27 protein-coding genes and 1 tRNA gene are annotated in these 24164 nt (G+C 57.5%); 19 read left to right on the top strand and 9 right to left on the bottom strand.

What is annotated here, in order from left to right; translation table 11 throughout:
• Positions 1-30: 30 nt before the first annotated feature.
• Positions 31-495, top strand: coding sequence for a putative pterin-binding protein (locus DFP86_RS06935; RefSeq protein ID WP_133679551.1), 465 nt, complete (start codon positions 31-33; stop codon positions 493-495).
• 14 nt (positions 496-509) lie between these two features.
• Complete coding sequence (locus tag DFP86_RS06930) at positions 510-2321, top strand: ATP-binding response regulator (RefSeq protein WP_166642182.1); 1812 nt, start codon at positions 510-512, stop codon at positions 2319-2321.
• Here DFP86_RS06930 and DFP86_RS06925 read toward each other — a convergent pair.
• Genes DFP86_RS06925 through ubiD form a run of 3 tightly spaced genes read right to left on the bottom strand, consistent with a single transcriptional unit; the run spans position 2318 to position 5421 of the window.
• Positions 2318-3514, bottom strand: a complete 1197-nt coding sequence (locus tag DFP86_RS06925; protein WP_133679548.1) for an MFS transporter — start codon at positions 3512-3514, stop codon at positions 2318-2320. The two genes, DFP86_RS06930 and DFP86_RS06925, sit on opposite strands and share 4 nt — an antisense overlap.
• Before the next feature lie 7 nt (positions 3515-3521).
• Positions 3522-3890, bottom strand: coding sequence for a 50S ribosome-binding protein YggL (locus DFP86_RS06920; RefSeq protein WP_133679546.1), 369 nt, complete (start codon positions 3888-3890; stop codon positions 3522-3524).
• A gap of 55 nt (positions 3891-3945) precedes the next feature.
• Positions 3946-5421: a 4-hydroxy-3-polyprenylbenzoate decarboxylase gene (gene ubiD / locus DFP86_RS06915; RefSeq protein ID WP_133679544.1), complete on the bottom strand. Its 1476-nt coding sequence runs from the start codon at positions 5419-5421 to the stop codon at positions 3946-3948.
• Positions 5422-5560: 139 nt separating this feature from the next.
• Here ubiD and DFP86_RS06910 point away from each other — a divergent pair, with 139 nt between their 5' ends.
• From DFP86_RS06910 to DFP86_RS06880, 7 genes are all read left to right on the top strand, one after another.
• Complete coding sequence (locus DFP86_RS06910; protein ID WP_133679541.1) at positions 5561-6157, top strand: OmpW/AlkL family protein; 597 nt, start codon at positions 5561-5563, stop codon at positions 6155-6157.
• 140 nt (positions 6158-6297) lie between these two features.
• Positions 6298-7044 (top strand): Nif3-like dinuclear metal center hexameric protein, encoded by a 747-nt coding sequence (locus DFP86_RS06905; RefSeq protein ID WP_133679539.1) that lies wholly within the window; start codon positions 6298-6300, stop codon positions 7042-7044.
• 117 nt (positions 7045-7161) lie between these two features.
• Positions 7162-7746 (top strand): ubiquinol-cytochrome c reductase iron-sulfur subunit, encoded by a 585-nt coding sequence (gene petA, locus DFP86_RS06900; protein ID WP_133679537.1) that lies wholly within the window; start codon positions 7162-7164, stop codon positions 7744-7746.
• Positions 7747-7761: 15 nt separating this feature from the next.
• Positions 7762-9105, top strand: a complete 1344-nt coding sequence (locus DFP86_RS06895) for a cytochrome b (RefSeq protein WP_133679535.1) — start codon at positions 7762-7764, stop codon at positions 9103-9105.
• A gap of 17 nt (positions 9106-9122) precedes the next feature.
• Positions 9123-9878, top strand: coding sequence for a cytochrome c1 (locus DFP86_RS06890; protein WP_133679533.1), 756 nt, complete (start codon positions 9123-9125; stop codon positions 9876-9878).
• Positions 9879-10032: 154 nt separating this feature from the next.
• Complete coding sequence (locus tag DFP86_RS06885; protein ID WP_133679531.1) at positions 10033-10635, top strand: glutathione S-transferase N-terminal domain-containing protein; 603 nt, start codon at positions 10033-10035, stop codon at positions 10633-10635.
• Between the two features lie 12 nt (positions 10636-10647).
• Entirely contained in the window at positions 10648-11079 is a 432-nt protein-coding gene (locus tag DFP86_RS06880) for a ClpXP protease specificity-enhancing factor (protein WP_133679529.1), read from the top strand.
• Between the two features lie 94 nt (positions 11080-11173).
• Here DFP86_RS06880 and DFP86_RS06875 read toward each other — a convergent pair whose 3' ends face one another.
• Positions 11174-12484 (bottom strand): ammonium transporter, encoded by a 1311-nt coding sequence (locus DFP86_RS06875; RefSeq protein WP_133679527.1) that lies wholly within the window; start codon positions 12482-12484, stop codon positions 11174-11176.
• Positions 12485-12507: 23 nt separating this feature from the next.
• A complete protein-coding gene (glnK, locus tag DFP86_RS06870) occupies positions 12508-12846 on the bottom strand; it encodes a P-II family nitrogen regulator (RefSeq protein ID WP_133679525.1) in 339 nt (112 codons plus the stop codon).
• A gap of 347 nt (positions 12847-13193) precedes the next feature.
• On the opposite strand from glnK, the gene DFP86_RS06865 reads away from it, so the two are divergent.
• The 6 genes from DFP86_RS06865 (at position 13194) to DFP86_RS06840 (ending at position 17474) form a co-directional block, all read left to right on the top strand.
• On the top strand, positions 13194-13472 hold the full coding sequence (locus DFP86_RS06865) for an accessory factor UbiK family protein (protein ID WP_133679995.1): 279 nt from the start codon (positions 13194-13196) through the stop codon (positions 13470-13472).
• Positions 13473-13480: 8 nt separating this feature from the next.
• On the top strand, positions 13481-14983 hold the full coding sequence (locus tag DFP86_RS06860) for a YifB family Mg chelatase-like AAA ATPase (RefSeq protein WP_133679523.1): 1503 nt from the start codon (positions 13481-13483) through the stop codon (positions 14981-14983).
• A 72-nt stretch (positions 14984-15055) separates the two neighbouring features.
• Entirely contained in the window at positions 15056-15778 is a 723-nt protein-coding gene (locus DFP86_RS06855) for an SPOR domain-containing protein (RefSeq protein ID WP_243729329.1), read from the top strand.
• Positions 15779-15843: 65 nt separating this feature from the next.
• Positions 15844-16464: a thiol:disulfide interchange protein DsbA/DsbL gene (locus DFP86_RS06850; protein WP_133679518.1), complete on the top strand. Its 621-nt coding sequence runs from the start codon at positions 15844-15846 to the stop codon at positions 16462-16464.
• A 61-nt stretch (positions 16465-16525) separates the two neighbouring features.
• Entirely contained in the window at positions 16526-17347 is an 822-nt protein-coding gene (locus DFP86_RS06845) for an undecaprenyl-diphosphate phosphatase (protein ID WP_133679516.1), read from the top strand.
• Positions 17348-17397: 50 nt separating this feature from the next.
• Positions 17398-17474, top strand: a tRNA-Met gene (locus DFP86_RS06840).
• A gap of 204 nt (positions 17475-17678) precedes the next feature.
• Here DFP86_RS06840 and purB read toward each other — a convergent pair.
• Together purB and ffh are read right to left on the bottom strand one after the other, a co-directional pair.
• Complete coding sequence (gene purB, locus DFP86_RS06835; protein WP_133679514.1) at positions 17679-19049, bottom strand: adenylosuccinate lyase; 1371 nt, start codon at positions 19047-19049, stop codon at positions 17679-17681.
• Between the two features lie 59 nt (positions 19050-19108).
• Positions 19109-20461, bottom strand: a complete 1353-nt coding sequence (gene ffh, locus DFP86_RS06830; protein WP_133679512.1) for a signal recognition particle protein — start codon at positions 20459-20461, stop codon at positions 19109-19111.
• 108 nt (positions 20462-20569) lie between these two features.
• Between ffh and DFP86_RS06825 the strand changes: the two genes are divergently transcribed.
• From DFP86_RS06825 to DFP86_RS06810, 4 genes are all read left to right on the top strand, one after another.
• The gene (locus DFP86_RS06825) at positions 20570-21391 is read left to right on the top strand and encodes a cytochrome C assembly family protein (protein WP_133679511.1); all 822 of its coding nucleotides are present in this window, start codon (positions 20570-20572) and stop codon (positions 21389-21391) included.
• Between the two features lie 38 nt (positions 21392-21429).
• Positions 21430-21702: a ComEA family DNA-binding protein gene (locus DFP86_RS06820; RefSeq protein ID WP_243729328.1), complete on the top strand. Its 273-nt coding sequence runs from the start codon at positions 21430-21432 to the stop codon at positions 21700-21702.
• A gap of 37 nt (positions 21703-21739) precedes the next feature.
• On the top strand, positions 21740-22006 hold the full coding sequence (locus DFP86_RS06815; RefSeq protein ID WP_133679509.1) for a hypothetical protein: 267 nt from the start codon (positions 21740-21742) through the stop codon (positions 22004-22006).
• Positions 22007-22076: 70 nt separating this feature from the next.
• The gene (locus DFP86_RS06810; RefSeq protein WP_133679507.1) at positions 22077-23210 is read left to right on the top strand and encodes a porin; all 1134 of its coding nucleotides are present in this window, start codon (positions 22077-22079) and stop codon (positions 23208-23210) included.
• 65 nt (positions 23211-23275) lie between these two features.
• Here the strand turns inward: DFP86_RS06810 and DFP86_RS06805 are convergent, their stop codons facing one another.
• Positions 23276-23908, bottom strand: a complete 633-nt coding sequence (locus DFP86_RS06805; protein WP_243729327.1) for a pyrimidine 5'-nucleotidase — start codon at positions 23906-23908, stop codon at positions 23276-23278.
• A gap of 20 nt (positions 23909-23928) precedes the next feature.
• Positions 23929-24164: hypothetical protein (locus DFP86_RS19440; RefSeq protein WP_208108251.1), on the bottom strand; the 236-nt coding region annotated here is incomplete at its 5' end.

Raw genomic sequence — 24164 nt, 5'->3', positions numbered from 1 at the left:
TTAGGTATATGTTAGTTAGGGTTAAGTTCGATGAAAAATAAATTTATTCTTTGTTGCTTATTTATCCAATCAATATGTTTTGCTGAACCTAAATCACCGCTGATGCTGACCATTGGTGGCAATGTGGCAAGACCGGTCGTCATTAGAATTGATGCGCTAAATGCACTGCCTATGCACACTATTACGACCAGAACGCCTTGGGCAGCACGCGCCTCCTATACGGGCCCGCTGCTAAAGGATGTGTTGGAGTGGGTCGGTGCGCACGGCCAAGCCGTGATTTTTTCTGCATACGATGATTATAGTGTCACAATTCCTGTCTCCGATTTCAATAAATACCAAGTCATTCTGGCGATAAAAAAGAATGGTAAGCCGCTGACTGTTAGAGAAAAAGGCCCGGTAAGGGTGGTTTACCCTATGGAACAATTCAAAGAATTGCAGACAATGAATACCGATTCAAAAATGATATGGTATGTCAATCAAATCTTTGTGCGTTGATTCAAGGAGGAGTCATGAGCCATAGATTTCATTATTTAATCATTGCCTTCTTGATTTCTATTATTATGGCTATGTTGTTTTTAATGTCTCTGCTTTATTTTGAAAATAATCGCTCTAGAAAATTTGTGGTCGATGCACATGAAAGCTACTACTGGCAAACATCGCAATTGTTGATTAGCTATGAAAAATTGCTGGTTGCCGTTCAGAAAGAAATGATTGACGAAAATATAGATGTTTCAAGTGTGGATTTGAAAATTGGAATTTTTTTGTCTCGTGTGGATATGTTGGTGGCCGATACAAAATACGCTAAAGAGCTGACTGCAAACGAAGGTTTTTCAGATGCAATAAATAAAATAATTAGCACAAGAAATAAATTGGAATCTCAGGTTCATGGCTTGAAAAAGTTTGATAAGTCCGCATTGCAGGCCGTGAGTCATGCGCTTTTTTCAATAAAAAACCAAGTCAATCAAATAAATATCATAGGAAGGAAATTGGCAGTTCGCTATGCTGAGATTAGTCGGGCCAATGATAGATATAGAGAAAATCAGCTGCGCTTGATGCAGTTTTCAGTGATATGCTGCTTTGCATTTCTCGTTATTTCTGTTTTGAAGCTTAGATGGCAACAGAAAAAGACAAAGGAGCAAACAAGATGTCTTGAGTTGGCCGAAAAAGCAAAATGTATTGCTGAAAGCACTAGTAAAGCTAAAAGTCAGTTTTTGGCAACTGTTAGCCATGAGTTACGCAGCCCTTTGCAGGCCGTACTGGGTGCGGTCAGTCTATTGGAAAATACGGCGATGGCGAACCAGCATTCATCCATTGTCGGTGTTATCAAAGAGTCAAGTTGCCAACTTAAAAAATTGGTCGATGATTTGATTGATCTGAGTGGGTTGGAGAATAGGCAGCTGAAATTGAATATGGCGCCGTTTGTGTTTTTTGATTGGCGCATGTCGATTTTTGAATCTTTGCGGCCTCATGCCGAACTGAAAAAACTGGAATTTTATTCTTGTAGTGAAAATGTGCCTGATCAAATAATATTTGATCGTGAACGTCTAAGTCAGATTGTTTCTAATCTCGTACTTAATGCAATTAAATTTACCGACGTGGGTTTCGTTAAGGTGGAGTATTCGTTCGTTATGGAACTTCCGCCGCGCCAAGGTTTATTGCTGCTCAAAGTGTCCGACACGGGATGCGGCGTTGCGGATGTCGATGCCGATGCGATATTTGAACCATTTACACAATTAAGTAAATTTGAAACTTCAAAAGATGGCATGGGTCTTGGGTTGGCTATTGTCGCGAATTTGGTCAGGCTGGCGCATGGCACAATCTCTATGACCTCCCATTTGGGTACGGGAAGTGTTTTTTGCGTCAGTGTGCCTGTGGAGATTCCAGTTGAAGAAACAGCAAGATCATTACCCCTTGTTTGCGAAACGCTGTCGACTGCGCACGCTAGCGACTCTCTCCGTATTTTGCTTGTCGACGATGATGCTGCTTTGCGGATGGTGATGTCCCTATTGGTCAAAGATATGGGCTATGAATGCCATACGGCCAGTAATGGTCAGGAGGCATTGAACCTGATTGAGCAAAATAATTACGCGGCCATCGTGACCGACATTCAGATGCCAGTTATGAATGGGTACGAATTGGCGAAAAAAATTCGCGTGATGCAACAATTCAATATCCCGGTTATTGCCATTACTGCATTCCCACAATCATTTGTCGATGAAAATGGAAGTCATTTATTTGACGAAGTGCTATACAAACCCATAGAGAAACAAGATCTTGAGCGGGTTCTGCAAAGCCTTATCGCTGTGACATGGGCGATTTAATTTTCGCGGGATTTCGATGGTATGCACGCCAACCCCGCCAGGGTGATCATGCAAAAGAGGGCTCCGGCATGGAAGGTGGCACCGGCACCGACCCGATCCCACAGAAAGCCTGCGATCACGCTGGCGAACAGCATGGCCAGGCCGCTGGCTAAGTTGAAGAGGCCGAATGCGGTACCGCGCAAGTTGGCGGGGGCGGTGTCGGCCACCATCGTCGCCAATAAGCCTTGAGTCATGCCCATATGGACGCCCCACAGTGTGACGCCGGCCAGCAGCAGCGGCCAATGGGGGGTAGACGCCAACATCAGGTCGGCGACGAGGAGCACCAGGAGGCCGAGCGCCAGCAGTCGGCGATGGCTCATGCGATCGGAGAGTTTGCCGAATGGGTAGGCGGCCAGCGCATAGATCGCATTCATGGCGACCATGACCAGCGGCACCAGGGCGATGGGTATGCCGGCTTGTTGCGCACGCAGTACCAAAAAGGCTTCGCTGAACCGCGCCAGCGTGAACAGCGTACCGACGCCGACCACCCACCAATACGGCGCATGCAGCCGGCGCAGATTGTCGCGCCGGATAGGATTGGCGCGTTTGCCGGCGGCGGTGGGGGTCGGTTCGCGCAATCCGAACGCCAATAGCGCGACGGCGGCCATACCGGGTACCACAGCGACCCAGAACACGGCGCGGAATCGGTCGTGCCACAGCAACATCAGGCCGGTGGCCAACAATGGGCCGAGGAACGCGCCCACCGTGTCGAGCGACTGACGCAAGCCGAATGCCGCCCCGCGCATTGGCGCCGGTGTGATATCGGCCACCAGGGCATCGCGCGGGGCGCCGCGCACGCCTTTGCCGATGCGGTCAAGCAAGCGAGCGGTCAATACGATGCCGGCGGATGACGCGATGGCGAACAGCGGTTTGGTCAGCGCGGCGAGCAAGTAGCCGAAAAGCGCCAACCCTTTACGCCGTCCCAAGTAGTCGCTGAGCATGCCGGAAAAGATTTTGACGATCAATGCGGTGGATTCGGCCAAACCCTCGACCAAACCGACGACCAGGGCGCTGGCCCCCAGGGAGGTCACCATGAACAGCGGCAGAAGGCTGTGGATCATCTCGGAAGAGATGTCCATCAGCATGCTGACCAAGCCGAGCAGCCAGATGGCGGCTGGCAGCCTTGTCGGTGAATTTGGGGCGCAGGCGCGCATAGACCGGTTAAGCGCTGTGCCAGATGTCGTACAGCTCGCTGGCTTGCAGATCGCCGACCTCGGCGCGCGCCTTGAGCCAGTCGAGCAAAGCCGTGCGCACGGCGGTTGTGACCGGCTGGCCGCCAATCGGGAATACCACGCCTTCCAACGCACCGCGCGCATCGAATTGACCGCCGAAGCTGACGCCGTGGTCGTCGACCACCCCGAGCCAGGCTTCAAGCAGGTCGTCCTGTGCCGCTATGTCCAGATCGGCGGCGATGGCGGCTTTCAGACTGAAGCCCAATTCGCGGAATTCGCCGACGCGCAGTTTCTTGCGCAAGCGCGGACTCATGCGCTTGACGTGGCTGGACAGGGATGGGTTGCGGGTTTTTCGCATGGTGCACTCCAGTTTGACGATGCGCGAATCATACCAGCCTTCCCACGCCTACGGGTCAAAGTCCCAGCTCTTGCCACATGGCGTCGACACGCGCCTTGACGGCTCGATCCATGACGATAGGCGTCCCCCATTCGCGCGAGGTCTCGCCCGGCATCTTGTTGGTGGCATCAAGCCCCATCTTGCCGCCCAGCCCTGAAATCGGGCTCGCGAAGTCCAGGTAGTCGATCGGGGTGTTTTCCACCAGCATGGTGTCGCGCACCGGATCCATGCGTGTCGTGATGGCCCAGATGACTTCCTTCCAGTCGCGCGTGTCGACGTCGTCATCCACGACCACGATGAACTTGGTGTACATGAATTGCCGCAGGAAACTCCAGCAGCCCATCATGATTCGCCGCGCGTGGCCGGGGTACTGCTTCTTGATGCTGACCACCGCCATACGGTAGCTGCAGCCTTCCGGCGGCAGATAGAAGTCGACGATCTCCGGAAACTGCTTCTGCAGGATCGGCACAAAAACCTCGTTCAGCGCCACGCCCAGCACGGCCGGCTCATCTGGCGGCTTGCCGGTGTAGGTGCTGTGGTAGACCGGATTCTCGCGCATCGTCATGCGGTCGATGGTAAAGACCGGAAAGCGATCCTGCTCGTTGTAGTAACCCGTGTGGTCGCCATAAGGGCCTTCCAGCGCCATGTCATTTGGATGAATGTTGCCTTCTAGCACAATTTCCGCTCGCGCCGGCACGCGCAACGCCGATCCGATACATTGGGTCAGCTCGGTGCGTGCGCCGCGCAGTAGGCCGGCGAATTGATATTCGGACAAAGCGTCTGGAACCGGGGTGACGGCGCCCAGGATCGTGGCAGGGTCACAGCCAAGCACGACGGCCACCGGGAACGGCTGGCCGGGGTGCGCGAGTTGGAAGTCGCGGAAGTCCAACGCGCCGCCGCGATGAGCCAGCCAGCGCATGATGACACGGTTCTTATCGATGACTTGCTGACGGTAGATGCCGAGATTTTGTCGCTTCTTGTTCGGCCCTTGCGTGACGGTCAAACCCCAGGTGATCAGCGGCGCTACATCGCCCGGCCAGCAGTGCTGGATCGGCAAGCGCGACAGATCGACCTCGTCGCCCTCCCAGACGATCTGCTGGCATGGCGCCTTGCTGACTTCCTTGGGCGCCATGCTCAGCACTTGCTTAAGCAATGGCAGCTTGTCCCAGGCATCTCGCCAGCCCCGAGGCGGTTCGGGCTCCTTCAGATAAGCGAGCAACTGACCGATTTCGCGCAAAGCCATCACATCGTTCGCGCCCATGCCCATGGCAACCCGGCGCGGTGTGCCGAAAAGATTGGTCAACACCGGAAAATCGTAAGTGCGATCGCCGTTTCGCGGATGCTCGAATAGCAGCGCGGGACCGCCGGCTTTTAACACGCGGTCGCCGATTTCAGTCATTTCGAGATGGGGTGAAACCGGCTGACTGATTCGCCGCAATTCCCCTTGTTGTTCAAGTTGTGCAACAAAATCACGTAGATCCGTGTATTTCATGACGCTCTCATGATCTAGGACAAAGTCTTAATTTTGTACGTTCACTACATTGCTCGTGAACGCTGCGCAGCCCGATGCATGATCCGGTTGAGAACAGGCGTGGCGGGATTCCAACTATTGTATTCCAGGAGAAAACATAATGAGAAAGATCGCTTTTGTTGCTGTGGCCGGCCTGTTGTCCGCTTCCGCTTTCGCCGACCAAGGCGACATCCTGGCGCGTTTCCGCGTCATCGACGTTCACCCCGAAGTGTCGACCAGTGGTACGCTGAGTGGCCTGAATGCTTCGGTCAACAACGACGTGGTGCCGGAAGTCGACTTCACTTACATGCTCACCAACAACATCGGCGCCGAGCTGATCCTGGGCACCTCGCGCCACGAAGTGAAGCTGGGCAGCACCAGCCTGGGTAAGGTGAGCGTGCTGCCGCCAACCCTGACGCTGCAATACCATTTCAACCCGCAAGGTACCTTCCGCCCGTATGTCGGTGCCGGTGTCAACTATACCCGTTTCTATAACAATGGCCTGCAGCTTGGCGGCACCACGGTGGACGTGGACAAGAATAGCTGGGGCGGCGCGCTGCAAGTCGGTGCCGATTATGCGGTCAGCAAGGACTGGTACGTCAACGTCGACGTCAAGAAACTGTACGTCAAGACCGATGTTCGCCTGGGCGGTGCGCCGATCGGCACCCTGACCCTCAACCCGTGGGTTTACGGTATCGGTATCGGCACCAAGTTCTAATCGCCATGCCGACAGACGTCGAGCGCACCGTGGGTGCGCTTTTTCTTTGTGTTAAATCGGGGCGCGTCCGGGAGGAGCGAGCTTTCGTTTCTGCCCGGGGTAGGCTTTAATGACAGGAATTTTCAAATTTCGAGGTTGATATGCTATTGACGGCATTGGTGGGTTACCTCGATGGCATGCTGGAGCCCTGGCGTTTTAAGGACTATGCGCCCAACGGCCTGCAAGTGGAGGGCCGCGCGGAAGTGCAGCGTGTGATTTGCGGGGTGACCGCCTCGCAGGCGTTGATCGACGAGGCGCTGCGCCAAAAGGCGGATGCCATCCTGGTGCACCACGGTTATTTCTGGAAAGGCGAGGATAGCCGGGTGGTGGGGTTGAAGAAGCGTCGTTTGCAGGCTTTGCTGAGCAACGACATCAGTCTGCTGGCATATCACTTGCCGCTGGATGCGCATCCGCTCGTAGGCAACAACGCCCAACTGGCCGAAGTGCTGGATCTACGTGTGGACGGGCAGGGGGGCGAGCAAGATCTGCTGTGGCACGGCAAACTGGCATTGCAGATGACCGCAGGTGCTTGGTGCGAGGATGTTTCGCGGCGCTTGGGGCGTCAGGCATTGCTGTTGGGCGACGCCCATAAGCCGATCCGGCGCGTAGCCTGGTGCACTGGCGGCGCACAAGATTTCTTCGATGCCGCGATCGCCATGGGCGTGGATGCTTTTTTAACAGGCGAGGTTTCCGAGAAAAATCAGCATATGGCGATGGAGTCTGGCTGTGTATTCGTCGCCGCCGGGCATCATGCCACCGAGCGCTTCGGTATCAAGGCGCTTGGTCGCTGCGTGAAAGATGACTTTGGCATTGAGGTGGCCTTTGTCGATCTGGAAAATCCGGTATAAAGATAATCATTGTGGGTAGTGGCAATTTATTTGCATAAACCCTTCTAGGAAATATGGGTAATCAGGTAGAATTTGCGGGGATAGACGCTCGAGTTTCCATGATTGAGGATGACTGTAATGAGTGAACAACAAGTCGATGCAGGGCGCCGTCGTTTTCTGACGGTGGCAACCAGCGCGGTAGGGGGAGTCGCGGCGGTCGGCATTGCCACGCCGTTTGTGCTGAGTTTCCTGCCTTCGGAGCGTGCCAAGGCTGCGGGTGCGCCGGTAGAGGTGGATATCAGCAAGATCGAGCCGGGACAAATGATCAACATCGAATGGCAGGGCAAACCGGTGTGGGTGCTGTCGCGCACCGACGTCCAGGTGAAGAATCTGGCCAAGCTCGACGATCAGATGGCCGACCCGACGTCCGACATGGATCAACAGCCGGACTACTGTAAGAATCGTCATCGCTCGATCAAACCGAACTTGTTGGTGACCGTCGGCATCTGTACCCATTTGGGCTGTTCGCCAACCTATCGACCGGATCTCGCGCCGGCGGATCTCGGGCCCGACTGGCAAGGTGGCTTCTACTGCCCGTGCCATGGCTCCAAGTACGACTTGGCCGCGCGCGTGTACAAGAGTATGCCTGCGCCGAAGAATCTATTGATTCCCCCCCACAAATACCTGTCCGACACGCGCATCCTGGTCGGCGACGATAAATAAGCCGAGGGCGAAACCATGAGCAAGGGACAAAAGTTGCTGGACTGGGTCGACGCGCGTTTTCCGCTGACGTCGATGCTCAAGGAGCACGTAACCGAGTATTACGCGCCCAAAAACTTCAATTTCTGGTACTTCTTCGGCTCGCTGGCTCTGTTGGTGCTGGTGATGCAGTTGTTGACCGGGATCTTTCTGACCATGAACTACATGCCGGACGCCTCGCTGGTGCCCGGTACCAAGATGTCGGTGGCGTTCTCGTCGGTCGAGTACATCATGCGCGACGTCAGCGGCGGCTGGATCATTCGCTATATGCACTCCACCGGCGCGTCCATGTTCTTCATCGTCGTCTATCTGCATATGTTCCGCGGTCTGATCTACGGCTCGTACAAGCAGCCGCGCGAGCTGGTGTGGATTTTCGGTATGTTGATTTTCCTGTGCCTGATGGCGGAGGCGTTTCTGGGCTACCTGCTGCCGTGGGGCCAGATGTCGTTCTGGGGCGCGCAGGTCATCGTCAACCTGTTCAGCTCGATCCCGGTGATCGGGCCGGATCTGTCGGTCTTCATTCGTGGCGATTTCGTGGTGTCGGGTGCGACGCTCAATCGCTTCTTCGCGTTGCATGTGATTGCCGTGCCGCTGGTGCTGCTGGCGCTGGTCGTGGCGCACTTGATGGCGCTGCATGAGGTCGGCTCCAACAACCCGGACGGTGTCGAGATCAAGGCGCTCAAGGATCCCGAGACCCATCTGCCGCTGGACGGCATCCCGTTCCATCCGTATTACACGGTGAAGGATGTGTTGGGTGTGGCGGTGTTCCTGATCGTATTCTCCGCCATCGTATTCTTCATGCCGGATATGGGCGGCTACTTCCTGGAGGCCAATAACTTCTTCCCGGCCGACCCGCTGAAGACCCCTCCGCATATCGCGCCGGTATGGTACTTCACGCCGTTCTACGCCATTTTGCGCGCAGTGCCGTCGTTCCTGGGTACTCAGGTCTGGGGCGTGCTGGCCATGGGCGCTGCGGTGGTGTTGATCGCCTTCTTGCCGTGGCTTGACCGCTCTCCGATCAAATCGGTGCGTTACCGCGGCCCGAAGTTCAAGATCATGCTGACGCTGTTCGTGATCGCTTTCGTCGGTCTGGGGATTCTCGGCGCATTGCCGCCGACCGATCTGCGCACCTTTGTGGCGCGCACGCTGTCGGTGATTTATTTCGTCTTCTTCCTCGGCATGCCGTTCTACACCAAGAACGATGTCGGCCGCACGCCGGTACCGAGCCGCGTGACCGAGTCGACGACGCGCGGCAAAGTACTGTTTTTCGTACTGTGGGCGGTGCTGATCGTGGCCGCGGCCGTGTTTGCCAAGCATATCTGACCGAAGGGATGACCATCATGAAAAAGCAAATCCGTCATCTGCTCGCGGCGCTGGTGCTGGTACTGCCGCTGGCGGCCGCCGCCGAGGAAGGCCCGGTGCTGCCGAAGGCGCCGATCGATATTCAAGACACCGAATCGCTGCAGCGCGGCGCGCAGATTTTCGTCAACTACTGTCTGTCGTGCCATTCGGCCACGGCCATGCGCTATAACCGGCTGACCGATATCGGTCTGTCGGAAGATCAGATCAAAAAGAACCTGATGTTCGCCAGCGACAAGATCGGCGACACCATGCATGTGGCGATGACGTCCCAGGATGCCAAGACTTGGCTGGGCAACAATCCGCCGGATCTGTCGGTCGAGGCGCGCGCCCGCGGTGCCGATTGGCTGTATGCCTATCTGCGCGGTTTCTACCGCGACGACACGCGGCCTACCGGCTGGAATAACCAGGTGTTCGACAAAGTGGCGATGCCGCATGTGCTGTGGCAATGGCAGGGCGAACAACAACTGCAGAGTGTGAAGAACAGCGAGGGCGTGGTAGAGCAGAAGCTGGTGCTGGTGAAGCCGGGCACCATGACTAAGCTCGACAATGGTCGCGCCAATACCGTGGAGTTCGATCAGCGCATGGCCGACCTGACCAACTACCTGGTCTATATGTCGGAACCGGCGCAAGTGAAGCGCCTGCAGATCGGCTACGGCGTACTGATGTTCCTAGCGCTGTTGCTGCTGCCGTTGGCCTATTTCCTGAAAAAGGAATTCTGGCGCGACGTGCATTGATCGGCGATTGCAACTGGCAAAAGGCAAGGTGGGAACCTTGCCTTTTTTCTTTTTATGTCAATGACTTAGATTGAATAACTGGAAACAGGGTGTGGGAAAATGCTAGAATCGATGCAATTTTCCAACCCGACCTGTCAAGGATTAGTGCCAAGCCATGATGACCCTGTACTCCGGCATTACCTGCCCCTTCAGCCACCGTTGCCGCATCGTGCTATACGAGAAGGGGATGGACTTCGAGATCATCGACGTGGATATCCACAACAAGCCGGAAGATCTCGCAGTGATGAATCCGTATAATGAGGTGCCGGTGCTGATCGAACGCGATTTGATCTTGCATGAATCCGACATCATCAACGAATATATCGACGAACGGTTCCCGCATCCGCAACTGATGCCGGCCGATCCGGTAATGCGCGCTCGTGCCCGGTTGTTCCTGTTCCGCTTCGAGAAAGAACTGTTCAACCACGTCAAGACGCTGGAAGCCGGTGCGAGCGGTAAGGAAGCGACCAAGGCGCGCGAAGCCATCCGTGACGGTTTGACGACTATCGCGCCGATCTTCGCCAAACAGAAATTCATGCTGGCCGACGACTTCTCGATGATCGATGTGGCCATCGCGCCGCTGATGTGGCGCCTCGAGCACTACAACATCGACCTTGGCAAGAATGCGGCGCCGATCCTCAAGTATGCCGAGCGTATTTTCCAGCGCCAGTCTTTCATCGACTCGCTGACGCCGTCCGAAAAGGCCATGCGCAAGTAAGAGGGATTTTTCATGACCACCAGCACCAAGCCCTATCTGCTCCGTGCCCTGCACCAGTGGTGCACCGACAATGGCCATACGCCTTATATCGTCGTCTGGGTCAACGAGCGGACCGATGTGCCGCGCGAGTATGTGCAAAACAACGAGATCGTGCTGAATATCAGCATCGATGCCACCAAGGAGCTGCGCATCGACAACGATCTGATCACCTTCTCGGCTCGTTTTGCCGGGGTGGCGCGCCAGGTGTTCGTACCGATCGGCAATATCATGTCGATCTTTGCGCGCGAAACCGGCGAGGGGATGGGGTTCGACGTCGAACTGGCCAATACCGAGCACTTGCATGCGGTGGATCATGCTCCTGCAGCCATGCCGGGCGAGAAAGGCAACGAGCCCGAATCGTCCGATAAGCCCAAGGGGCCGCCCAGCCTGCGCATCGTCAAGTAGTTGATGGAAACGGGAGCTTAGGCTCCCGTTTTTATTTTGGCTAAAAAAAGGGGCGCTTGTCGCGCCCCAAAGTCCCTTACCACGAATTCGTCGTTTATTCGATGCGCTCGCCGTGCAGCACCACGTCCAGGCCTTCGCGCTCTTCTTCTTCCGCGACGCGCAGGCCGATCACCAGGTCGATAATCTTCAGCAGGACGAAGGTGATCGCTGCGCAGTAGACCACGGTCACACCGACGCCCAGCGCCTGGGTGGCCAGGCTGCCGTCGGCACCGCCGATATGCTTGACGGCGAAGACGCCGGTCAAGAGCGCACCGAGAATGCCGCCTACGCCATGCACCCCGAAGGCGTCGAGCGAGTCGTCATAGCCCATCATGTGCTTGAGACCGGTAGCGCCCCAGAAGCAGACCACACCCGCTGCCAGACCGATGATCAACGCGCCGTGCGCATCCACGAAGCCGGAGGCGGGGGTGATGGCGACCAGGCCGGCGACGGCGCCCGAGGCGATCCCCAGTACCGACGGCTTCTTCTTGGTGAGCCATTCGGCGAACATCCAGGCGAGTGCCGCGGCGGCGGTGGCGATTTGCGTGGTGACCATGGCCATACCGGCGCGGCCATCGGAGGCCGCGGCGGAACCCGCGTTGAAGCCGAACCAGCCGACCCACAGCATCGAGGCGCCGATCAGGGTCAGTACCAGGTTATGCGGTGGCATGGCTTCTTTGCCGAACCCCACGCGCTTGCCCAGAACCAAGGCGCAGACCAGGCCGGCTACACCGGCGTTAATGTGCACGACCGTGCCGCCGGCGAAATCCAGCACACCCTTGTCGGCCATCCAGCCGCCCGGCGCCCATACCCAGTGCGCAATCGGTGCATAGACCAGGATCGACCACAGCGACATGAAGACCAGCATGGCCGAGAACTTCATGCGCTCGGCGAAGGCGCCGGTGATCAGCGCCGGCGTGATGATGGCGAAGGTCATCTGGAACATCATGAAGACCGACTCGGGAATCGTGCCGGCGCTCGGATGCACGGACAACTTTTTGCTGTCCTGGATGTAATCCATGCCGTTGAGGAGCAGCCGGCTCAGATCGCCGATGTACGGGTTGCCGACGGTGAAGGCCAGGCTATAACCGATGACCGCCCAGAGGATGGTGACCAGCGCGGTGATGGCGAAGCTTTGCATCAGCGTGGCCAATACGTTTTTCTTGCGTACCATGCCGCCGTAAAACAATGCCAGACCAGGAATGGTCATGAACAATACCAGTGCGGTCGACGTCAGCATCCAGGCGGTGTCGCCCGAATTGATGACTTTGAAGTCTTGCAGTGCCGGTCCCGCCGGTACATCCGCCAGCGCCGGCAGGGCAAGGAATAGCCCGACGAGGCCCAGCGCAGTCATTGCTTTTTTCATCTCTCTTCCCCCTGTCAAATATGTCAGACCGCATCCACGCCCGTTTCGCCGGTGCGGATCCGCACGACCTGCAGTAGGTCGACGACAAAGATCTTGCCGTCGCCGATCTTGCCGGTGCGGGCCGATTTTTCGATGGCTTCCACCACCTGATCGAGCAGTGCGTCGTCGATGGCGATTTCCAGTTTGACCTTGGGCAGAAAGTCCACTACATACTCCGCGCCGCGATAGAGTTCAGTGTGTCCTTTCTGACGGCCGAAACCCTTGACCTCGGAGACCGTGATACCTTGCACGCCGATGGCCGAGAGGGCCTCGCGTACTTCGTCAAGCTTGAACGGCTTGATAATCGCTGTGACCAATTTCATGACCTCTCCTTTGCTGTCCCTGTTCTTGCTGGATTTGTTGACTTCGCATGCTGCATTGCAGAAAGCGTGCCAGATGTCATGGCTGAGGCAAAAAAATGCGTACTATCAGTGAGGAAGCCTTACCGAACGGATCTTTAGACGGGTTGTCTTTTTTTGCCCAATGCAAATATAGCCCGGGCAATCGCCGGATGTTGCAGCGCAGCGCGATGATGGGGCAAGTTGGCGCACTATATTGGTGCGACAGGAGCGCGCATGGTGCATGACCACGCCCGCTGCGACGACAGGCGGTTTTTGCTACACTGCAATGCCGGATTTCCTTCCGATCGACCATGAACAAAGGGCGCGCCATGCTGAGCCAGAAAATCTTCGAAGAATTGAGCCACAAGATCAGTGAAACCATTGCCGCCAGCCCCGTGCGCGATGTGGAGAAAAATATCCGTGCAATGCTGGCCTCGACCTTCAGTAAACTGGATCTGGTGACCCGTGAAGAGTTCGACGTCCAACAAGAGGTGCTGGCACGCACGCGCGAGCAGCTGGCGCGCCTGGAGGACCGTCTGGCTCGTCTAGAGGGTGGACCGGCAGCTGCGCCAGGCGACGACGAGCAGGCCGTCCAAGGTCATTCTTGACTCGGCGGATGAACCTGGCCGTCGTTCATAGCCGCGCGCTCGATGGCGCCGCCGCGCCGGAGGTGGCGGTCGAGGTTCATCTTGGTACCGGGCTGCCCGCCTTCCACATCGTCGGATTGCCGGATACCGAGGTGAAGGAAAGCCGCGATCGAGTACGTAGTGCTATCCAAACCTCCGGTTTCGAGTTCCCCGCCCGCAAGATCATCGTCAGTCTCGCTCCCGCCGATTTACCCAAAGCCTCAGGTCGTTTCGATCTGCCGATCGCGCTGGGTATTCTCGCCGCCTCCGGCCAAGTTGCCAGCGAGCCGTTGACGCAGTGCGAGTTCGCCGGCGAATTGGCCTTGTCCGGCGGGCTTCGGTCGGTGCGCGGCGCGCTTGCCATGGCCTGGCGGGCGCGACACGCCGGCCGGGTGCTGATTCTGCCGACCGCCAGCGCACGCGAAGCGGCGCTGGTGTCCTCCGTGACGGTGCTGCAGGCCGACTCGCTGCTGCAAGTCTGTGCCCACCTGAATGGCCGGCAGCCGCTGCCCATCGCCGAATCGGACGAGGCGCGAGCGATGTGGCCCATGCCGGACATGTCGGAGGTCAAGGGCCAGGCCAGCGCGCGCCATGCGCTGGAATTGGCGGCGGCGGGAGGACACAGCCTGTTGATGATCGGTGCGCCGGGCACCGGCAAGAGCATGCTGGCGTCGCGTCTGCCGGGGATCTTGCCGCCGCTTGGCGACGACGAAGCGCTCGAGTGCGCGGCATTGCACTCGTTGAGTGCCCAGGGCTTCGATCCGGCCTGCTGGCGCCAGCCGCCGTTCAGGGCGCCGCACCATGGGTCGTCGGTAGCTGCATTGGTCGGCGGTGGGAGTGTCCCTCAGCCCGGCGAGATCAGTTTGGCGCATCACGGGGTGCTGTTTCTCGACGAAATGCCGGAATTCGAACGTCGTGCGCTCGAGGCCTTGCGCGAGCCGCTGGAGACCGGACAGGTGCACCTGGCGCGTGCGACACGCCGCGTCAGCTACCCGGCACGGTTCCAGCTGGTGGCGGCCATGAATCCTTGTCCCTGCGGCTATGCCGGCGATGAAACCGGCCGTTGTCAATGTACGCCCGAGCAAATTTCACGGTATCGCGGTAAAATCTCCGGCCCCCTGCTGGATCGTATCGACATGCAGGTGGAAATGGCCTCGCACTCCTCAGCCGAACTGTTGCGCTCGCCGGTGCCGGAATCTTCCAGCGCGATCTTGCAACGCGTCATGGCGGCGCGCGAACGGCAATGTGCCCGCCAAGGGAAAGTCAATGCCCTATTGAGGGTGGGAGAACTTGAGCAAATTTGCCAAGTCGAACCCGGTTTGCTCGAATTTTTATCCGAGCTACTGGCGCGTTTGCGCTTATCGGCCCGTGCTCTGCATCGTATCTTGCGCTTGTCGCAGACGATTGCCGATCTGGCCGAGGCCGGGCGGATCGGGCGGGCGCATGTGTTGCAAGCGGTGCAACTGAGGAGGCAGGCTTTTGCGCGGCAGTAGTCCATACGGGCGTTACGTTGGATAATGCCTGGGTCAATCAACCTGGTATGTCTTTAGATGGGTCATCGCGATTTGAAGAATTCTTCCCGGCCGGCACGCGCCAGCGCCTCTCGCAAACAGAGCGGCGGAGGCGGCGTCATGATGGGGGTCATCATCGGCCTGATTGTCGGTGTGGCAGCCGTCGTTGGCGTCGTCATGTATTTCAGCAAGGCCGGCACGCCGTTTACTAATTTGCAGAAACTGGAACGCACGGCGAGCGGCACGGCTTCGTCCACGCCGACGCAGATTCTTTCCCCGGGCATTACCCTCAACGATGCCAGTAGTGCCGATGGCCCTGTCGAGGCACCCCCGGCACAACCGGCTCGGCAGCAGGCCGCCTCGCAACCGGCGCCATCCGCCGCGGCGCCGTCGGCAACGACGCCTGCCAAGCCGGCGGCATCGGCCAATGGCAAGGATAAGAGCGGACAGCGCTTCGACTTCTATAAGATACTGCCGGGACAGGTCGAGGCGGTGACGGCGGACGGTAATGCGCCTGCCGGAGCGCACGCCGACAATGGCATCAAGAAGCCTTACCTGCAGCTCGGGGCCTTCCAGAATCAGGACGATGCCGACAACCTCAAGGCCAAGCTGGCCTTGATCGGCGTTGAGGCGACGATCCAGTCGGCGGACGTGCCGGGCAAGGGTATTGTCCATCGCGTGCGCGTCGGCCCGTTCGCGACCCAAGCCGATGCAGACCGCATTCGCAGCCTGCTCAAGCAAAATGGCATTGAGCTGGGCGCGCGCCCGGCCAACTGACGAGAACTGGCGCCGGCCGGGGGCCGGCGCTATCCGCACGTGATAACCCGGTTTCAGGAGAAAGCATGAAGAAGTGGCTATTTGCTGTACTGTTGACGGTCGCCGGTTTCGCCCATGCGGCGCTGGTGGAAGGTGATGGCAAGGATTACACCAGGCTGGCGACGCCCCAGCCGGTGGCCAATGCCAAGAAGGTGGAAGTCATCGAGTTCTTCTCGTACACCTGCATCCATTGTTATGACCTGGATGTCGCCCTGAGCCAGTGGGTCAAGAACAAGCCTGCCTACGTCGATTTCAAGCGGGTACAAATCGTATGGGGACCACAGTTCGTCCCGTTCGCCAAGTTGTTTGCCACCATGAATGCGCTGAACCTGACCGAAAAGCTGCATCATCCGGCGTTCGTCGCTATGGTGGATAAGCGCATCAATTTGGGTGACGAGAGCCAATTGACGGCCTGGCTCAAGAGCCAACCCGGTATCGACGTCAATCGCTTTATGCAAACCTACAAGTCTTTCGGCATCAGCTCCCAGGCGTCGAGTGCTCAGCGGATGACGCGCGATTATGCTATCCAGGGCACGCCGACACTGGTCATTAACGGCAAGTTCGCCCTGCAGCCGGTCAAGCCGGATCTACTGCTGCAACATCTGAGCGAAATGGTGGCGGTGGTACATGGCGGCAAGCTGAAGTAAGTCAATCGAATTCATCTTTGGCGGGCGCTATATGGCGCCCGATTCTTTTTTGGGGGAGCGCATGGACGCATTGCTGCTAGGTAAGGCCTTCTTGCTTGGTGTGGTTGAAGGAGTGACTGAGTTTTTCCCAATTTCCAGCACCGGGCATCTGATCGTCGCCGCGGATCTGATCGGATTCGATGGTGCCACGGCGAAGGTGTTTGAAGTGGTGATACAGTTGGGCGCAATCCTGGCTGTGCTATGGGTCTATCGTCAGCGCTTTGCCGATCTGGCACGTGGCATGTTGGTTCAGCGCGAGCAGCAGCGCTTTGCGGGCCACCTATTCTTGGCGTTCCTGCCGGCCGCCATCGTCGGGCTTGTGGCGGCAAAAGGGATTAAGCAGTGGCTGTTCAATGCCCCGAGTGTTGCGGTGGCCCTGGTGTTAGGGGGCCTGGTGATTCTCTGGGTCGAGCGCCGCCCACGGACGATCAGAGTGCGCTCGGTGGACAGCATGGGCTGGAAAGATGCCCTGAAGGTCGGGTTGGCGCAAGTGTTGGCATTGGTGCCCGGCACTTCGCGTTCCGGTGCCACCATCATTGGTGGCATGTTGTTTGGGCTGGAGCGACGGGTGGCGACGGAGTTCTCCTTCTTCCTGGCGGTGCCGACCATGTTCGCCGCGACGCTCTACGACGTCTATAAGCATTACAAACTGTTCTCGCTGGCGGACCTGCCGGTTTTTGCCATCGGCTTCGTCGCGGCCTTCTTCAGTGCCTTGCTGGCGGTGCGTGGCCTGATTCGCTATGTTTCGCACCATTCGTTCAATGTCTTTGCTTGGTATCGCATCGTCTTTGGTTTGGCGATCCTGGCGAGTTGGCATTACGGCTGGGTGGTTTGGTCGAACTGAATTTGTTGACATGATCAAAAGATCGCGCTAATATGCGTCTCTCTAACGGACGCGGGGTGGAGCAGTCTGGTAGCTCGTCGGGCTCATAACCCGAAGGTCGTAGGTTCAAATCCTGCCCCCGCAACCAAGAATTCTAGCCAGAGCCATTTTAAATAGTGGCTCTGGCTGTTTGCTTGTGCCGCGTTAGCTCGCGTTCATCTTCAGCTGGTTGAGCGCGTTCCTTAGAGTCATGTTTTTGGCCATGCCAGGCGGCATGGCTTTTCTTTTTATGGGGACGCCGACATGCAAAAAGGGACGTCTCCGTCCCTTTTGATGGTGAGTGCCCCGTTGCTTAGATGCGTTGGGCCAGCTCGGTTGCTTTGCCGATGTAGCTGGCCGGTGTCAGGGCAAGCAGGCGGGTCTTTTCGGCGTCTGGCAGATCCAAGGAGCGGATGAAGGCGGCCAGTGTTTCGCGTGTAATGCCTTCTTTGCCGCGCGTCAGTTCCTTGAGTTGTTCGTACGGGTTGGCGATGCCGTAGCGGCGCATTACCGTCTGGATTGGCTCCGCCAGCAGTTCCCAACTGCGGTCGAGATCCGCCGCCATGGCCGGTCGGTTGGCTTCCAGTTTATTCAGTCCGCGTAGGCAGGCACTGAAACCGAGCAGGGTGTAGCCCATGGCTACGCCCATGTTGCGCAGTACCGTGGAGTCGGTCAGATCGCGCTGCCAGCGCGAAATCGGCAGTTTTTCCGCCAGGTGCGCCAACAAAGCATTGGCCAAACCCAAGTTGCCTTCGGCGTTTTCAAAGTCGATCGGGTTGACCTTGTGCGGCATGGTCGAGCTACCGACTTCGCCAGCCTTGACCTTCTGTTTGAAGTATCCCAGCGAAATGTAGCCCCAGATATCCCGATTCAGGTCGACCAGCACCGTGTTGGCGCGCGACAGCGTCTGGAACAGCTCGGCCATGTAATCGTGCGGCTCGATCTGGATGGTGTACGGATTGAACGTCAGGCCCAGGCTGGCGACAAAGCGGCCGCACAGACTTTCCCAGTCGATGTCCGGATAGGCGGCAAGATGGGCGTTGTAATTGCCGACCGCACCATTGATTTTGCCGAGAATCTCCTGGTTCATCAGCTGTTCGCGCTGGCGCTCTAGGCGGTAGACGACGTTGGCCAATTCCTTGCCCATCGAGGAGGGGGTGGCCGGCTGCCCGTGCGTGCGGCACATCATCGGCGCGTCGGCCAGTTCGTGAGCGAGATTGCTCAAGCGGGCGATCAGTGCGTCAAGCGCCGGCAACATGACGGTGTTGCGCGCGGTCTTGAGCATTAGCGCATGCGACAGGTTATTGATGTCTTCGGAGGTGCAGGCGAAGTGGATGAACTCGCTGGCGCTCATGACCTCGGGGTTGTCGGACAGGCGCTCCTTCAACCAATACTCGATCGCCTTGACGTCATGGTTGGTGCGCGCTTCGATGGCCTTGACCGCTTGGGCATGGGCTTCGCTGAAGTGCAGGATGATGTCGTCGATTTCGGCGATGGTGGCGGCGGAGAACGGCGGAACTTCCTCGATACCGGGTTCCGCGGCAAGCATCTTGAGCCATTCGAGCTCGACCTTGATGCGGGCTTTCATCAGTCCGTATTCGGAGAACAGGTTGCGCAACGGCTCGGTTTGCCCGGCGTAACGGCCGTCCAGCGGGGAGAGTGCGGTCATCGTCGACAGATTCATGGCTTGCTTCCAATCTGGGATTCAAATCGGGGCGCGTGGCGCCCGGGTATTTCGATGGCTTACATGCCGGGCATCATGCCCTTCATGCCGCGCATCATCTTCATCAAGCCGCCCTTGGAGAACTGCTTCATGAGTTTTTGCGTCTGCTCGAACTGGTTGAGCAGGCGATTGACTTCCTGAACCGAAGTGCCGGAGCCCGCGGCGATGCGACGCTTGCGGCTTGCCTTGATGACTTCCGGCTTTCGACGTTCCAGCGGGGTCATGGAGTTGATGATGGCTTCGATGCGCGCCATGCTCTTCTCCGCCTCTGCGCCTTGGATGCCCTTGGCCATCTGGCCGATCTGTCCCGGCATCTTCTCCATCAAGTTACTCATGCCGCCCATTTTCTTCATTTGCTGCATTTGGGCCTTGAAGTCCTCCAGGTCGAAACCTTTGCCGCTTTTGAGCTTCTTGGCTACGCGGGCGGCCTCTTCCTGGTCGATGCCTTTTTGCACGTCCTCGATCAGCGACAGCACGTCGCCCATGCCGAGGATGCGGCTAGCCATCCGCTCGGGATGGAATGGCTCGATACCGGTGGTTTTTTCTCCGACGCCGATGAACTTAATCGGCTTGCCGGTGATGTGTCGCACCGACAGAGCGGCACCGCCGCGCGCATCGCCATCCATCTTGGTGAGAATGACGCCGGTCAGCGGTAGGGCTTCGTTGAACGCCTGGGCGGTATGCACGGCGTCCTGGCCTTGCATGGCGTCGACGACGAACAGCGTTTCGATCGGGTTGAGCGTGGCGTGCAGGGTTTTGATCTCCTGCATCATCGCTTCGTCGATGGCCAGCCGGCCGGCGGTGTCGACCATCAAAACATCGAAATAGTGGCGCTTGGCGTAATCGACCGCGGCGCGGGCGATGGCATCCGGTTGTTGGCTGGCGTCGGACGGGAACCACTCGACGCCGACCTGTTCCGCCAGCATCTTGAGCTGCTCGATGGCTGCGGGGCGGTAGACGTCGGCCGAGACCACCAGAACCTTTTTCTTCTGCGTCTCTTTTAACAGCTTGGCCAGCTTGCCGACGGTCGTGGTTTTGCCTGCACCCTGCAGGCCGGCCATCAAAATAATGGCCGGGGGGACGGCCGCCAGGTTGAGCGCATCGTTGTGCTCGCCCATCAGGCGGGTCAGTTCTTCGTTGACCACGCCTATCAACGCCTGGCCCGGCGTCAGGCTACCGATAACCTCCTGGCCGAGAGCGCGTTGCTTGACCTCGGCGATGAATGTCTTGACGACCGGAAGCGCCACGTCGGCTTCCAGCAACGCCATGCGCACCTCGCGCAGGGCGTCGGTGATATTGGTTTCCGACAATCGCGCCTGACCGCGCAAACTCTTGACGACGCCGGAGAGGCGATTGGAAAGGTTGTCGAGCATGGTACTTCCTTGTGTCTGCCAACGGAGGGCGGCTTGGTGTAGACTCTCAAACAGTCCATTTTACACTAGCGGCCCACCCCGTGTCCGGCCGCCGACGAAATTACAACGATGACCGGTTTTCTGCCCGCACTCAGCCTGACCCTGATCATGGCCTACGCCGCCCTGTCCTGGCATTTCATCGGCCACTGGAAAGGCCATGCCCGATTTGCGCGTAATGCACGTGCCGAGCATACGCTGCTGGGTCTTATGCTGCTGATGCATGCCGTGGCGGTGTTCGGTCCGATGCTGCAAGGCCAGTTGGTGGCGCTGGGGGTCGGGCATGCGCTCGCCGCCGTGGTGTGGCTGATGTTGACCATCTATTGGACATGCGGATTCTTCTACCGGGTCGAGGGGTTGCAGCTGTTCATGATGCCGCTTGCCTGCCTGACGCTGGCTTTTGCCTTGCTGTTCCCGGGCAGTCATGCCGTGCACGACTTGTTCAATCCTGCGTTCGCCTTACACATTTTAGTGTCGATGCTGGCCTATAGCCTGTTTGCCATCGGCGCCATGCTGGCCATTTTGATGCTGTGGCTCGAACGTGCGCTACATGCGCGCCGCGCTACCCGGTTGCTCAGTCAGTTGCCGCCGCTCTTGTCGCTGGAACGCATGATGTTCCAGGTGCTGTCGGTTGGGTTTGTGCTGCTGACCGCCACGCTGATCAGCGGCGTGGTGTTTTCCGAAGAGGTGCTTGGCCGTCCGGCGGCGTTTACTCACAAGACAGTCTTCGGTGTAATTTCCTGGTTGATGTTCGGCGCGTTGCTGCTTGGCCGCCAGCGCTACGGTTGGCGCGGTCGCGTGGCGATTCGCTGGACCTTGGCCGGGTTCGTCGCGTTGCTGTTGGCATACATCGGCAGCAAGGTTGTTCTCGAGTTGATTCTCCACCGCGGCTAGCCGCGTCGACTGGCCGCCCTCAAGCGAAGGAGCTGGCCATGAAGCCTTTTCTTACCGTGTTTCTGATGTTCATGTCGGCCGCCGCCCTGGCGGCCGTCAATATCAATACCGCCAGTCAGCAGGAATTGGAGACGCTCAAGGGTGTCGGTCCGGCCAAGGCGCGCGCCATCATCCAATATCGTGAGCAACGCGGTCCGTTCGCGACAGCGCAGGATCTGCGCAGGGTGCCCGGCTTTGGCGAGAAAACCGTGCGCAAGCTAGAGGCGGATCTGATCGTTTCCGGGCCGACCGTCGTCGAATCGCGTCGATGACTGTTTGATATATATATTAATATAAGGAGTGGGCTGCATGACATGCGGCTCGCTCCTTTATTTTTGCCCAGGAAACGTTGCTGCCGGCGATGGGGCTGTTGTTGTTTTTACAACACTATATCGTCGGTGTGGCTATTTTGTTGTTAATTGGCAACAAACGATGATTTCTGCAAAATTCATTAAAATCAACGTGTTACATGCTTTTGTTGCGATTTTATCTTGCGGCAAGGTCATGTCGCCCATGTCTATTTTGTATTTTAGCAACGGGCGCTTTATATTCCGCTCACAAACCACCGAAGTGTAACGGTGGTGACAAAATGTTCGGACAGATCATCGTTACGGACAAATTTAACTGACTTCGAAAGGAATGAGCGATGAACAAAAAGCTGATCGCTGTCGCACTGGCTGCTTTGCCGGTTGCAGCTATGGCTGACGTGACCCTCTACGGTGCCCTGAAGGGTTCCGTGCAGCACGACACCGTCTCCAACCAAGCTAGCCAAAACCGCGTTGACGACAACACCTCGATCGTTGGTTTCAAGGGTACCGAAGACCTGGGTAACGGCCTGAAGACCGTATGGCAAGTTGAAAACCGTCTGTACATGGATGGTTCTTCTGGCGGTACGCTGGGTTCGCGTCAAACCTTCGTAGGTCTGGATGGCGGCAACCTGGGTGTGATCCGCATGGGTTACATCAACAACACCCAAAACGATCTGGCTGCCGTTGACCAATGGCAATACAACAGCAACTACGGTACCTCTCAAACTAGTGGTGCCAATGGTTTGGGCATCTTTACCAATGGCGGGCAGCGCCTGAAGAACGCTCTGCGTTATGATTCCGCGACCTTCGCTGGTTTCCAAGGTAGCCTGTTCTACGGTATGGGCGAAAACAAGACGCAAACCGCTGCGGCTAACAGCTCCAATAAGGCTTCGGATGTTTACGGCCTGGGCTTGAACTACACCTACGGCGATGTCTCTGGTCACTATGCCTATCAGCATGAAAGCAATCCGGCTGGTGCGCTGGGTGCTGCTAACGGCGATACCGGCAACCAAGCTGCTACCCGTCACTATTTCGAAGTTGATTACAGTGCCAACAACCTGTTTGTCGGTGCCGCTTATCAACAATCGACCGGTTATGACTGGATCGATGGCATGGCCAATGATGCCAGCACCGATGGCACCAAGGCTTCCTACAATGGCCTGAACCCGGTTGCCGGTAAGTTGAAGGCTCGCCAAGCCGCTCTGTCCGTGGCCTACACCATCGGCGCGTTCACGCCGAAGGCTACCTATGCCAAGGGCTGGAACCTGAAGCAAGACGGCAACACCATCGACAACTCGGGCTATACCCAGTACATCGTCGGTGTTGACTATGCTCTGTCCAAGCGCACCACCGCTGGCGTGTCGTATGGTCGCATCAACTTCGGCAAGGGTACCTTCCTGGCTCAGCAAAACCAAGCCGGTTCGGACCTGACCGCGAAGACCTTCGGTCTGACCTTCGCGCACAGCTTCTAATCCGATATCCATCGGTTAGATCTGAACAAGGGCTGCTTCGGCAGCCCTTTTTTCATGCTTGGCGTTTATTGCCAAGTTGCGCGCGGCAAATCGCGCAGCGATCCGATGCGCAGGTCGACGTAGACCGGGCGGCGCGGCTGCCGGGTGATCCAGACGGTGCGCATGCCGAGCGATTTGGCGGTGCGCAGATTGTCCAGGCTGTCCTCCACCATGATGCAACGTGCTGGGATCAGTCGTTCGCGTGCGCATACGGTGACGAACGGGAGCGAGTGCGGTTTGGGGCGGTAGCCGACACGCTCGACGCCGTATAGTGCGTCGAACAATCGATCGATGCCCATTTTGCGGGTGATTTGCTCCACGTAAGTTTGTGGCCCGTTGGAGAGTAGGATTTTTCGGCCCGGCAAGCGCGCGAGCAACGTGCCGACATGACGATCCCACTGTAATAGCGGAATCAATTCCGCCACGCGATGCGTTTCTTTGAGAAATAGATCCGGATCGATGGCGTGATGTCGTTGCATGCCGTGCATGGTGGCGCCGTAGCGCTGGTAGTAGCGGTGACGTAAGGCTTGCGCGGCGGATTCGTCCAGCCCAAGCTGGCGCATGATGTAATCCGTCATGCTGCGATTGATGTGGGGAAAAATGCCGAAATCGGCATTGTGTAGTGTGTTGTCGAGGTCGAAGATCCAGGTAGGGTGCAAACCGATGCTCCATAGTGATATCAAGCGAAGCGTAGCGGTCTGCCGGCGCATTCGACAAGACTATTTCCCATGGCGCTAGATATTTTCTGAAGATGTGCTTGACGGCGCATTCTTCCTTGCGTATAGTTCGCCTTCTCCGCTGCAGCAACAAACGCAGCACCGCTCTTTAACAAACAGAACAACCGATAGGTGTGAGTGCCGGGAAGAGCCGACACTTGCACTGCAAGAGACAGAAAGTAACCTTCGGGTTTCTTCG

Origin of the sequence: Paludibacterium purpuratum, from assembly GCF_004363805.1 — a bacterium.
In the GTDB taxonomy this organism is placed as follows: Bacteria; Pseudomonadota; Gammaproteobacteria; order Burkholderiales; family Chromobacteriaceae; genus Paludibacterium; species Paludibacterium purpuratum.
This window is presented reverse-complemented; position numbering and strand designations above follow the sequence as displayed.

Coding starts and splice junctions, on each gene's coding strand:
- DFP86_RS06825 (WP_133679511.1), top strand. CDS start 20,570: ATGACCGGTTTTCTGCCCGCACTCAGCCTGACCCTGATCATGGCCTAC.
- DFP86_RS06865 (WP_133679995.1), top strand. CDS start 13,194: ATGCTGAGCCAGAAAATCTTCGAAGAATTGAGCCACAAGATCAGTGAA.
- DFP86_RS06890 (WP_133679533.1), top strand. CDS start 9,123: ATGAAAAAGCAAATCCGTCATCTGCTCGCGGCGCTGGTGCTGGTACTG.
- DFP86_RS06895 (WP_133679535.1), top strand. CDS start 7,762: ATGAGCAAGGGACAAAAGTTGCTGGACTGGGTCGACGCGCGTTTTCCG.
- DFP86_RS06845 (WP_133679516.1), top strand. CDS start 16,526: ATGGACGCATTGCTGCTAGGTAAGGCCTTCTTGCTTGGTGTGGTTGAA.
- DFP86_RS06935 (WP_133679551.1), top strand. CDS start 31: ATGAAAAATAAATTTATTCTTTGTTGCTTATTTATCCAATCAATATGT.
- glnK (WP_133679525.1), bottom strand. CDS start 12,846: ATGAAATTGGTCACAGCGATTATCAAGCCGTTCAAGCTTGACGAAGTA.
- DFP86_RS06820 (WP_243729328.1), top strand. CDS start 21,430: ATGAAGCCTTTTCTTACCGTGTTTCTGATGTTCATGTCGGCCGCCGCC.
- DFP86_RS06815 (WP_133679509.1), top strand. CDS start 21,740: ATGACATGCGGCTCGCTCCTTTATTTTTGCCCAGGAAACGTTGCTGCC.
- DFP86_RS06860 (WP_133679523.1), top strand. CDS start 13,481: ATGAACCTGGCCGTCGTTCATAGCCGCGCGCTCGATGGCGCCGCCGCG.
- DFP86_RS06885 (WP_133679531.1), top strand. CDS start 10,033: ATGATGACCCTGTACTCCGGCATTACCTGCCCCTTCAGCCACCGTTGC.
- DFP86_RS06910 (WP_133679541.1), top strand. CDS start 5,561: ATGAGAAAGATCGCTTTTGTTGCTGTGGCCGGCCTGTTGTCCGCTTCC.
- ffh (WP_133679512.1), bottom strand. CDS start 20,461: ATGCTCGACAACCTTTCCAATCGCCTCTCCGGCGTCGTCAAGAGTTTG.
- DFP86_RS06925 (WP_133679548.1), bottom strand. CDS start 3,514: ATGCGCGCCTGCGCCCCAAATTCACCGACAAGGCTGCCAGCCGCCATC.
- purB (WP_133679514.1), bottom strand. CDS start 19,049: ATGAATCTGTCGACGATGACCGCACTCTCCCCGCTGGACGGCCGTTAC.
- DFP86_RS06875 (WP_133679527.1), bottom strand. CDS start 12,484: ATGAAAAAAGCAATGACTGCGCTGGGCCTCGTCGGGCTATTCCTTGCC.
- DFP86_RS06920 (WP_133679546.1), bottom strand. CDS start 3,890: ATGCGAAAAACCCGCAACCCATCCCTGTCCAGCCACGTCAAGCGCATG.
- DFP86_RS06810 (WP_133679507.1), top strand. CDS start 22,077: ATGAACAAAAAGCTGATCGCTGTCGCACTGGCTGCTTTGCCGGTTGCA.
- ubiD (WP_133679544.1), bottom strand. CDS start 5,421: ATGAAATACACGGATCTACGTGATTTTGTTGCACAACTTGAACAACAA.
- DFP86_RS06930 (WP_166642182.1), top strand. CDS start 510: ATGAGCCATAGATTTCATTATTTAATCATTGCCTTCTTGATTTCTATT.
- petA (WP_133679537.1), top strand. CDS start 7,162: ATGAGTGAACAACAAGTCGATGCAGGGCGCCGTCGTTTTCTGACGGTG.
- DFP86_RS06850 (WP_133679518.1), top strand. CDS start 15,844: ATGAAGAAGTGGCTATTTGCTGTACTGTTGACGGTCGCCGGTTTCGCC.
- DFP86_RS06905 (WP_133679539.1), top strand. CDS start 6,298: ATGCTATTGACGGCATTGGTGGGTTACCTCGATGGCATGCTGGAGCCC.
- DFP86_RS06880 (WP_133679529.1), top strand. CDS start 10,648: ATGACCACCAGCACCAAGCCCTATCTGCTCCGTGCCCTGCACCAGTGG.